The organism is Psychrobacter sp. 1Y4 (assembly GCF_051847555.1).
The window spans coordinates 1-666 of record NZ_JBPYDE010000651.1; the positions used below are offsets into that span (position 1 = coordinate 1).

The 666-nt window shown below is 38.7% G+C and carries 2 protein-coding genes; one reads left to right on the top strand and one right to left on the bottom strand.

From position 1 onward, the window contains the following. Nucleotides 1-314: glutathione S-transferase family protein (locus ACS8FC_RS18120; RefSeq protein ID WP_439297808.1), on the bottom strand; the 314-nt coding region annotated here is incomplete at its 3' end. 220 nt (nucleotides 315-534) lie between these two features. Here ACS8FC_RS18120 and ACS8FC_RS18125 point away from each other — a divergent pair. Next, nucleotides 535-666: LysR family transcriptional regulator (locus ACS8FC_RS18125; RefSeq protein ID WP_439297809.1), on the top strand; the 132-nt coding region annotated here is incomplete at its 3' end.

A 666-nucleotide genomic window follows, 5' to 3' on the forward strand; every position in this document is an offset into this window, starting at 1 on the left:
CGGCTTGGTAATTCAAGATACAGCTCTGCTATTTTCATGATTTGGCGCACAGCTGCACGTTCGCTGGCATCAGTAGGGTATAGCGGCGTATCAGGATAAGTCTCTTCGATAAAGTCGCAAATGACATTGGCTTCTGACAAATTAAAACCTTCAGCCGTTGTGATGGCGGGTACTTTGCCAACGGGGCTAACTTTTAATAATTCGTCGCTACCAGCGAAGATTAAATTTTCTTGGAAAGGTACTTCTTTATATAACAGCGCATGTTTTACGATGTTGTAATAGTTGCTTGCGGCAAAACCGTGCAAAGTAATCATAAATTCGTCTTCCTTTATTGACGTGAAAGTTATTTTTGTTTGAGCCAATTAATTTGAGCCAATTAAGTTAAACACATTATTACTGGTTTTAATGTGGTTATATATAGGGTAAAACGTCAATCACTATTGCTTTTAAGACAATAGTAAGACAAAAATGTTTTACTATTTATAAAAAGGTTTCGCTACTTATACTTAGCTATTTATTCAATGGAGAAATTGGTTGGATCAACTACGTGCAATACGATATTTTAGTAAAGTTGTGGAGACAGGTAGCTTTACTAAAGCGGCAAAGGCGTTCGGTGTACCGCCATCCTCGTTGTCGAGACGCGTGTCCGACTTGGAGAAGAGCTTG